This is a genomic window from Streptomyces sp. NPDC029152 (assembly GCF_055564355.1).
In genome coordinates this window covers 283,465-292,103 of the sequence record NZ_JBVHWR010000011.1, presented here as the reverse complement: position 1 = coordinate 292,103, position 8,639 = coordinate 283,465, and the positions used below count along the sequence as shown (strand labels likewise).

The window sequence follows — 8,639 nt, the reverse complement described above, 5'->3', positions numbered from 1 at the left end:
GGGGTTCGGTTTTGTTCTTTTCCGATGTATTCCTACGGGTGGTGGAAGGGGCCTCCCCGCACCGGGGGGGGGGGGGGGGGGGGGGGCGCTCCCCCCCCCCCCCCCCCCCCCCCCCCCCCCCCCCCCCCCCCGCCCCCGTGTCCGCCGCGCACCGGTCCGTCGTCAGACCAGTGCGGGCTCCTTCCCCTCCTGCGCGGCCTCCTCCTGCGCCGCCGCCCCCTCCACGTGCCGGGCCGGCCGTCCGGGCAGGGCGAACATCAGCAGGAAGATGGCGCCCAGCACCGCGGCCACCCAGCCCAGCGCGTTCTGGAAGGCGCCGGCGTAGGCCGCCCCGACGCCGGACGGGGCCACGTGGTCGTCCATCGCGCCGAAGAAGACCACCGACACCAGGCCGAGTCCGAGCGCGTTGCCCATCTGCTGCACGGTGTTGATCAGCCCGGACGCCGCGCCGGCGTGCTCGCGCGGCACCTGGGACAGCACCGCGTCCGTCAGCGGGGCGACGATCAGGCCCATGCCCAGACCCATGACCACCAGGGGCAGCGCCATCTGCCAGGACTCGATGCCGAGGCCGTACCGCTCGGCCTCCCAGATGTAGAGCAGCACTCCGGCCGCCATCACCAGCGCGCCCGCCTGGAGCACCTTGCGCCCGAAGCGCGGGACCAGCTTCTGCACCGACAGGCCCGCCGCCACGGACACCGCGATCGAGAACGGCACACCCGTCAGCCCGGCCCGCAGCGGGCTCCAGCCCAGGCCCTCCTGCATGTAGAGCGTCCACACCAGGAAGAAGATGCCGAGCCCGACCCCGAAGACGGTCTGCACGGCGATGCCCGCCGCGAAGCTCTTCACCTTGAACAGCGACAGCTCGACCAGCGGGGAACCGTCCCGCGCGCTCTTGCGCCGCTCGTACGCCACCAGCACCGCGAGGACGACGAACGCGCCGCCCATCGACGCGTACCCCCACAGCGGCCAGCCCAGCTCGCGGCCCCGGGTCAGCGGGTAGACCAGCATCAGCAGGCCGAGGGTGACCAGGGCGACGCCGACCAGGTCCAGCCTGAGGGCGCGCGGGGCCTTGGACTCGGTGATGAAGCGGCCGCCGAGGACCAGGCCGGCGATGCCGACCGGCAGGTTGATGAGGAAGATGGGCCGCCATTCCAGCCCGAAGAGGTTCCACTCGGTCAGCAGGGCGCCGAGCAGCGGACCGGAGACGGCGCCGAGTCCGACGATCGCGCCGAACAGTCCGAACACCTTGCCGCGCTCGTGCGCCGGGAAGGTGGCGTGCACGATCGACAGCACCTGCGGCACCATCAGCGCGGCCATGGCGCCCTGGAGGATCCGCGAGGCGACCAGCATCTCCGGGTTCACCGCGAAGCCGCACAGCGCGGACGCGAGCGTGAAGCCGCCGATGCCCACGAGGAACAGCCGCTTGCGGCCGTGGATGTCGCCCAGCCGCCCGCCGGTGATCAGACCGGCGGCGAAGGCGAGGGCGTAGCCGGCGGTGATCCACTGGATCTGGCTGAAGGAGGCGCCCTCGTCCCGCCGGATCGACGGGACCGCGATGTTGACGATCGTGACGTCGACGAGGTCCATGAACGCCGCCGTCATCACGATCGCGAGGGCGAACCAGCGCCGGCGGTCGGGCCGGGCCGTGGAGGTGTCCGGGGTGTGCGTGAAGGTCATGAGAACAAGCTAGGGCCGCAGTAGGTCAGATCGTGTCCTAGATCCGCGGCATCCTCGGACGCATGACGACGGACACCCCGGCTCGGCTCCTGACCCTGCTCTCCCTCCTCCAGACACCCCGTGAATGGCCCGGCGGCGAGCTCGCCGACCGGCTCGGGGTCTCCCGCCGCACGGTCCGGCGGGACATCGACCGGCTGCGCGAGCTGGGCTACCCCGTGCAGGCGACCCTGGGCGCCGACGGCGGGTACCGGCTGGTCGCGGGCAAGGCGATGCCCCCGCTCGTGCTGGACGACGAGGAGGCGGTGGCGATCGCGGTCGGGCTGCGTGCCGGGGCGGGGCACGCGGTGGAGGGCGTGGACGAGGCGTCGGTGCGGGCGCTGGCCAAACTGGAGCAGGTGCTGCCGTCGCGGCTGCGGCACCGCGTCGCCACGCTCCAGGCCGCGACGACGCCGCTGACCAGCGGGGACGGGCCGAGCATCGCGCCCGAGACGCTGACCGTCATGGCCTCCACGGTGGCCGGGCGGGAGCGGCTGCGGTTCGCCTACCGGGCCGGGGACGGCACCGAGTCGCGGCGCGTGACGGAGCCGTACCGGCTGGTCTCGACGGGCCGGCGCTGGTACCTGGTCGCCTACGACCTCGACCGCGACGACTGGCGGACCTTCCGGGTGGACCGGGTGAGCGAGCCGTTCGCGACGGGCGCGCGGTTCGCTCCCCGGGAGCTGCCGACGGGGGACGCGGCGGAGTACCTGCGCCGGTCCATGCAGCGGCGCGGCGACTCGTACGAGATCGTCGTCACCTTCGCCGCGCCGGCGCGGGAGGTCGCCGCACGGCTGCCGGGGTGGCTCGGGCCGCCGGATCCGGTGGACGACGGGACGTCGTGCGTCCTGCGGGCCACGGTCTCGGACGCGGTGGAGTGGATGGCGGTACGGCTGGCGATGCTCGGGGTGGACTTCCGGGTACAGGGACCTCCGGAACTGGTCACCTGTGTACGCGCCCTGGGCGCCCGCCTGACCCGGGCGGCCCCGGAGGACTGACGCCCATGCGCCCCCGGCCGCGCACGCGCCCCGCGTCACCGCGGACCGCCGCGCCGCCCCGGCCACGCGCCCGCCCCGCCCGCCGAGGCGGGGGCGGCCGCACCGCGCCTACGCCCCCAGCGCCTCCTCCCAGGCGAATCCCCTCAGCACCTCCAGGTTCCCCAGCGCCAGGTCCAGGGCCCTCCCCGGCTCCTCCGCGGAAGCGGCCCAGTACTCCACCGCCACCCGCACCGCCGCCCCCGCCGTGGCGGCGGCGAAGAGGAGCCGGGGGCCGGGCGCCGGCGCCTCGGCGGCGCCGTCCCCGCCCTCCGCGGACCGCCCGGCCCGAGCCCGCTCGGCCAATGCCCGCGCGAGCGCCCGCTCGGTCGTGTGGCAGACGTCGGCCCACACCTTCCGCAGCGCCGGACTGGTCCCGGCCAGGCGGATCAGCGTCCGGGCCCCCTCCCACGACGCGGCGGACACCCCGGCCCCCGGCGTCAGCGTGTGCCGCACCGCCCTGTCCAGGGCCCGCGGCGGGGACAGCGCGGCCGGGGCCTCCCGCACCGCCTCGATCCAGCGCTCGGCGCCCAGGGCGTAGAGGGGCGCGACGGCTTCCTCTTTGGTGGCGAAGTAGCGGTAGAAGGTGCGCGGGGCGATGCCGGCGGCGCGCGCGATGTCCTCGGCCCGGGTGGCCCGCAGGCCTTGGTGCACGAAGAGGCGGGCCGCCGCGCGGGCGATGTCCATGCGGGTCTCGGCCTTGCGCCGCTCGGTCAGCGAGACCGGCGGCCGGCCGGGAGCGGACGTACGGGTGGTGCTGGTCGTGCTGCTCACTTCGGCAGGCTATGCCGCTGTGGCAGAATCTGCCATCCGGCGGGACACCCCGGGGTTCAGGTCCGGGGTGCCCCGCCCCTTCCCGCCCCGCGCCCGCGCGCCCCGGCCTCGTCCGTCCACGTACGGGGAGAGCCGGGCTCGGCGCCCGGGGGGGGGGAGGGGCGCCGAGCCCGGCTCGGAGAGTCCCGGCGCCGGGGGGAGTGCGTCGGGACGTGGTCCATGTGTGGCGTCGGATCCGGTGGGATCCCGGACCCGATCGCCGGGCCCGGAGTTCTTGTTCCCGGGCCCCTGCCGGTTGAAGCAGCGTTGTACGGCCATGTTCGCGCGGGCTCCGGCCACCGGCGTACGCCCCAGGCGTCACGCCACGCCCCCGCCTCACGGGGCCGCCCCGCGGCGGCCCCCGACGGCCTTACGCGGCTGCCTCGAAGCCGGTGTCACGCGCCAGCTTCTTCAGCTCCAGCAGCGCGTGCTTCTCGATCTGCCGGATCCGCTCACGGGTGAGGCCGTGCTCCTTGCCGACCTCGGTCAGCGTGCGCTCGCGGCCGTCGTCGATGCCGTAGCGCATCTTGATGATGGAGGCCGTGCGCGGGTCCAGGCGGCCGATCAGGTCGTCCAGCTCCTCGCTGCGCAGCAGCGTCATCACGGACTGCTCGGGCGACACGGCGGAGGTGTCCTCCAGCAGGTCGCCGAACTGGGTCTCGCCCTCGTCGTCCACCGACATGTTCAGCGAGACCGGGTCGCGCGCCCAGTCGAGCACGTCGGTGACGCGCTCCGGCGTCGAACCGAGCTCGGCGGCGATCTCCGCGGGCTCCGGCTCACGGCCGTGCTCGCGGTTGAACTCGCGCTGCACGCGCCGGATCCGGCCGAGCTCCTCCACGAGGTGGACGGGCAGGCGGATGGTGCGCGACTGGTCGGCGATCGACCGGGTGATGGCCTGGCGGATCCACCAGGTCGCGTACGTCGAGAACTTGAAGCCCTTGCGGTAGTCGAACTTCTCGACCGCGCGGACCAGGCCGGCGTTGCCCTCCTGGATGAGGTCGAGGAGCGGCAGGCCGCTGCGCGGGTACCGGCGGGCGACCGCGACGACCAGGCGGAGGTTGGAACGGATGAAGACGTCCTTCGCCCGCTCACCCGCGTCGATCAAGGCCTGGAGCTCCTCCCGGGTGGCGTCCGCCCCGGTCTCCTCGTAGCCTTCGAGTACCTGCCGCGCGAACACACCCGCCTCGATGGTCTGGGACAGCTCGACCTCCTTGGCGGCGTCGAGCAGGGGCGTCCGGGCGATCTCGTCGAGGTACATGCCGACCAGATCGCGGTCGGCGAGCTCGCCGCCGTTGGCGCGGACGCTGGTTGCCCTGTCGGTCGTCTCGCCGGTGGCGGACTTACGACGGGCGACGGCACGGGTTGCCATGCGTGCTCCCTTGCGATGAGTGGTTCAGCGGGCGGTCCTGTGGACGGTTCGGCACCGTGTGGGACGTCTCCGGTATCTGTCTTGTTGTTGCGGAATCCGTCTCCGGACTCTCTCGGGACTCTCCTCGGGTGCCCTGCATCCGATGGAAACAACGACTGGAATCCGGACAGAATTCCCAACCCGCCCCCCGATTTTTCTGATCATGCAGTACCCTGTGCCGCCGCGCCGGGAGGACCGACGCGGCCGGAACGCACGGACGGCCAGGTCAGGCCGGGGACGACGACGACCCCAAGGCCCTCACGGGGCTCCGCGGCCCCTGTGCACATGAGACGTCCGTCACGTCCGGCACCGAACCGTCCACCCCGCAAGAGCACCGTTCCCGACCGCTCTCCCACTCCTGAAGACGGCCCGTACCGTTACGGGGTTGCCACGGACGCGGACGCGCGGGAGATTCCGGGCCGCGCCGCGTCCGGGCCTCGTCGCGCCGGGCCCGCGCACGCGCCCTCGGCCCGGCGGGCGGCCGGGCCCTCAGCCGAACTGCACCGACCGCTTCGCCAGCCCCATCCAGAACCCGTCGATCACCGACCGCCCCAGGTCCAGCTCACCGGCCGCGTCGGCCGCCCCCATCGTGACGAACAGCGGGGCGAAGTGCTCGGTGCGCGGGTGGGCGAGCAGGCCCGCCGGGGACGTGCGGGTGAAGTCGAGCAGCGCGTCCACGTCACCGGCCTCCAGCGCGCGCCGCCCCCAGTCGTCGAACTCGGCCGACCAGGCGGGGACGCCGGTCCGGCGCAGGGCGGCCAGGTTGTGGGTGAAGAAGCCGGAGCCGATGATCAGCACGCCCTCGTCCCTCAGGGGCGCCAGCCTGCGGCCGATCTCCATCAGCCGCGCCGGGTCGAGGGTCGGCATGGAGACCTGCAGGACCGGGATGTCGGCGTCCGGGTACATCTCCACGAGCGGGACGTACGCGCCGTGGTCGAGGCCGCGGTCGGGGACGTCCTGCACGGGCGTGCCGGGCGCGCGCAGCAGCTTGCGGACGGAGTCGGCGAGCCCGGGGGCGCCGGGGGCCTCGTAGCGCACCCGGTAGTAGTGCTCGGGGAAGCCCCAGAAGTCGTACACGAGCGGCACCGTGCGGGTGGCACCGAGGGCGAGCGGGGCCTCCTCCCAGTGGGCGGAGACGACGAGGATCGCCGTCGGACGCGGCAGGCCGGCGGCCCAGGCGGCGAGCTGCCCGGGCCAGACGGGGTCGTCGGCGAGGGGCGGGGCGCCGTGGCTGAGGTAGAGGGCGGGCATGCGCTCCCGGACGTCGGTCGACATGGCGGCGGCTCCCCTCATGTGACCGTTGCTTGCCACATGAATGTTGCTTGAAGTCTCAATCTCTTTCGCGGCCGAATCTACGCCCGTTTTGTTTAAAATTCAAGAAGTGGTCTCGTAGAGTGGGATGCATGAACACGGCACCCATCCCGGCCCCCGCCGACGAGCCCCGCTGGCTCACCGACGAGGAACAGCTCGTGTGGCGCTCCTACATCGAGGCCGCCACCCTCCTGGAGGACCACCTCGACCGCCAGCTCCAGCGCGACGCGGGCATGCCGCACGTCTACTACGGCCTGCTGGTCAAGCTCGCCGAGTCCCCGAAACGGCGCCTGCGGATGACCGAGCTGGCCAAGTACGCGAAGATCACCCGCTCCCGTCTCTCGCACGCGATCGCCCGCCTGGAGAAGAGCGGCTGGGTGCGCCGCGAGGACTGCCCGTCCGACAAGCGCGGCCAGTTCGCGGTGCTCACGGACGAGGGGCACGCCGTCCTGCGGCAGACCGCGCCGGGCCACGTGGAAGCCGTGCGCCAGGCCGTGTTCGACCGGCTCACCCCGGAACAGCAGAAGTCCCTCGGCGAGATCATGCGGATCGTCGCCGAGGGACTTCAGCCCGCCGAGGCGGGCGCGGACCTGCCCTGGCTGCGCTGAGCGGATCGCTCGGCGCGGCCGGGGCGGGTCCGCGGGGGAACCGTGCGCACGGGGCGTCCCCTCCCCCTGCGCACGGGTGGCACGGATGGTGCTCAGGGCCCGAGGGGTGTCACCGGACCGGTGTCAGTGGGCGACGACCGGCACCGGCAGCTCGTCCTCCACTCCGTCGCCGGAGCGGGTCCCCGTGACGGACGTGCCGCCCGGGCGGCCGGCGTTGACGAAGGTCAGGGCGATCACGCCGGCGGCGGCCAGGATGCCGACGGCGAACCAGATCGCGCTGGTGTAGCCGTGCACCATGCCCTCCAGCTGGACCAGCTGCTGCTGGGACCGGCCGGCCGCGCCGCCGATGTGGTCGGCGACGTAGGACGTGGTGGCCGAGGCGGCGATCGTGTTCAGCAGCGCCGTGCCGATGGCGCCGCCCACCTGCTGGGAGGTGTTGACCATCGCGGAGGCGACACCGGCGTCCCGCGGCTGCACGCCCGCGGTGGCCAGGGACATGGCCGGCATGAACGCCGTGCCCATGCCGAGACCGAGCAGCAGCATGCCGGGCAGCAGCACGGCGGCGTAGGAGGTGTCGACCTCCAGCCGGGTCAGCAGCAGCATGCCGACGGCGGCGACCAGGAAGCCGGGACCCATCAGGAGACGGGCCGGGACGCGGGTCATCAGACGGGCGCCGATCTGGGTCGAGCCCGTGATCATGCCCGCGACCATGGGCAGGAAGGCGAAGCCGGTCTTCACCGGCGAGTAGCCCTTCACGATCTGCAGGTAGTAGGTCAGGAAGAGGAACAGGCCGAACATGCCGATGATGGCCAGGCCCAGCGAGAGGTAGATACCGCCGCGGCTGCGGTCGGTGACCACGCGCAGCGGCAGCAGCGGGGCCTTGACCCGGCTCTCGACCAGCACGAAGGCGGCCAGCAGCACGGCGGAGCCGACGAACATGCCGATCGTCAGGCCGTCGCTCCAGCCGGCCGACTCGGCGCGGGTGAAGCCGTACACGAGCGCGACCAGTCCGAGGGTGGACAGGATCACGCCGGGGACGTCGAGCGGGGAGCGGTTGCGGCCGCCCTCGGGCTCACGGACGACCAGGTACGCACCGGCCGCGGCGACGACCGCGAACGGGACGTTGACGAAGAAGGTCCAGCGCCAGTCCAGGTACTCGGTGAGGAAACCGCCGAGGATCAGACCGACGGCGGCACCGCCACCGGCGATCGCCCCGTAGATGCCGAACGCCTTGGCGCGCTCCTTGGCGTCCGTGAACATCACGGCGAGCAGGGAGAGCGCGGCGGGCGCGAGCAGTGCGCCGAAGGCGCCCTGGAGGGCGCGGGAGCCGAACATCATCGCCTCGTTGGTGGCCGCGCCGCCGAGCGCGGAGGCGACGGCGAAACCGGCCAGACCGAGGACGAAGGTCCGCTTGCGGCCCCACAGGTCGGCGATCCGGCCGCCGAACAGCAGCAGGCCGCCGAAGGCGAGGGCGTAGGCCGTGACGACCCACTGCCGGTTGCCGTCGGAGATGCCGAGGTCCTGCTGGGCGGAGGGGAGCGCGATGTTCACGATGGTCGAGTCGAGGACGACCATCAGCTGGGCGAGCGCGATGAAGACGAGCGCCTTCCAGCGGCCGGCGTCGGGGACGCCGGGAGCCTTGACGGCTGCTTGGGACATGGAGATACCCACTTCGGGACTTCGTGACGGAAAAGGTCGGTAAAAAGGGACGACTTGACCCGGGGCGGCGGCCGAGGGGCCGCCGCCCTCCGG

General features: G+C 73.2%; 7 protein-coding genes. 2 read left to right on the top strand and 5 right to left on the bottom strand.

What is annotated here, in order from left to right; genetic code table 11:
* Window positions 1–162: 162 nt before the first annotated feature.
* Complete coding sequence (locus tag ACZ4V6_RS24230) at window positions 163–1,677, bottom strand: MFS transporter (protein WP_467830912.1); 1,515 nt, start codon at window positions 1,675–1,677, stop codon at window positions 163–165.
* Window positions 1,678–1,739: 62 nt separating this feature from the next.
* Between ACZ4V6_RS24230 and ACZ4V6_RS24225 the strand changes: the two genes are divergently transcribed.
* The gene (locus tag ACZ4V6_RS24225) at window positions 1,740–2,711 is read left to right on the top strand and encodes a helix-turn-helix transcriptional regulator (RefSeq protein WP_467830909.1); all 972 of its coding nucleotides are present in this window, start codon (window positions 1,740–1,742) and stop codon (window positions 2,709–2,711) included.
* A 108-nt stretch (window positions 2,712–2,819) separates the two neighbouring features.
* Here ACZ4V6_RS24225 and ACZ4V6_RS24220 read toward each other — a convergent pair whose 3' ends face one another.
* The 3 genes from ACZ4V6_RS24220 to ACZ4V6_RS24210 all read right to left on the bottom strand — a co-directional run bounded on the left by ACZ4V6_RS24220 (window position 2,820) and on the right by ACZ4V6_RS24210 (window position 6,219).
* Entirely contained in the window at window positions 2,820–3,521 is a 702-nt protein-coding gene (locus ACZ4V6_RS24220) for a TetR/AcrR family transcriptional regulator (protein WP_467830906.1), read from the bottom strand.
* A gap of 409 nt (window positions 3,522–3,930) precedes the next feature.
* Window positions 3,931–4,929: a sigma-70 family RNA polymerase sigma factor gene (locus ACZ4V6_RS24215; protein ID WP_077800086.1), complete on the bottom strand. Its 999-nt coding sequence runs from the start codon at window positions 4,927–4,929 to the stop codon at window positions 3,931–3,933.
* Window positions 4,930–5,457: 528 nt separating this feature from the next.
* Complete coding sequence (locus ACZ4V6_RS24210; RefSeq protein WP_467830948.1) at window positions 5,458–6,219, bottom strand: dioxygenase family protein; 762 nt, start codon at window positions 6,217–6,219, stop codon at window positions 5,458–5,460.
* 152 nt (window positions 6,220–6,371) lie between these two features.
* Here ACZ4V6_RS24210 and ACZ4V6_RS24205 point away from each other — a divergent pair, with 152 nt between their 5' ends.
* Window positions 6,372–6,887, top strand: a complete 516-nt coding sequence (locus tag ACZ4V6_RS24205) for a MarR family winged helix-turn-helix transcriptional regulator (RefSeq protein WP_467830904.1) — start codon at window positions 6,372–6,374, stop codon at window positions 6,885–6,887.
* A gap of 123 nt (window positions 6,888–7,010) precedes the next feature.
* On the opposite strand, the gene ACZ4V6_RS24200 is transcribed toward ACZ4V6_RS24205, so the two are convergent.
* Window positions 7,011–8,546 (bottom strand): MFS transporter, encoded by a 1,536-nt coding sequence (locus tag ACZ4V6_RS24200; RefSeq protein ID WP_467830901.1) that lies wholly within the window; start codon window positions 8,544–8,546, stop codon window positions 7,011–7,013.
* Window positions 8,547–8,639: the final 93 nt, after the last annotated feature.

Bases quoted from the DNA above. Each gene is read 5' to 3' on its own strand.
- ACZ4V6_RS24230 (WP_467830912.1), bottom strand. From the start codon at position 1,677: ATGACCTTCACGCACACCCCGGACACCTCCACGGCCCGGCCCGACCGC.
- ACZ4V6_RS24225 (WP_467830909.1), top strand. From the start codon at position 1,740: ATGACGACGGACACCCCGGCTCGGCTCCTGACCCTGCTCTCCCTCCTC.
- ACZ4V6_RS24215 (WP_077800086.1), bottom strand. From the start codon at position 4,929: ATGGCAACCCGTGCCGTCGCCCGTCGTAAGTCCGCCACCGGCGAGACG.
- ACZ4V6_RS24210 (WP_467830948.1), bottom strand. From the start codon at position 6,219: ATGCCCGCCCTCTACCTCAGCCACGGCGCCCCGCCCCTCGCCGACGAC.
- ACZ4V6_RS24205 (WP_467830904.1), top strand. From the start codon at position 6,372: ATGAACACGGCACCCATCCCGGCCCCCGCCGACGAGCCCCGCTGGCTC.
- ACZ4V6_RS24200 (WP_467830901.1), bottom strand. From the start codon at position 8,546: ATGTCCCAAGCAGCCGTCAAGGCTCCCGGCGTCCCCGACGCCGGCCGC.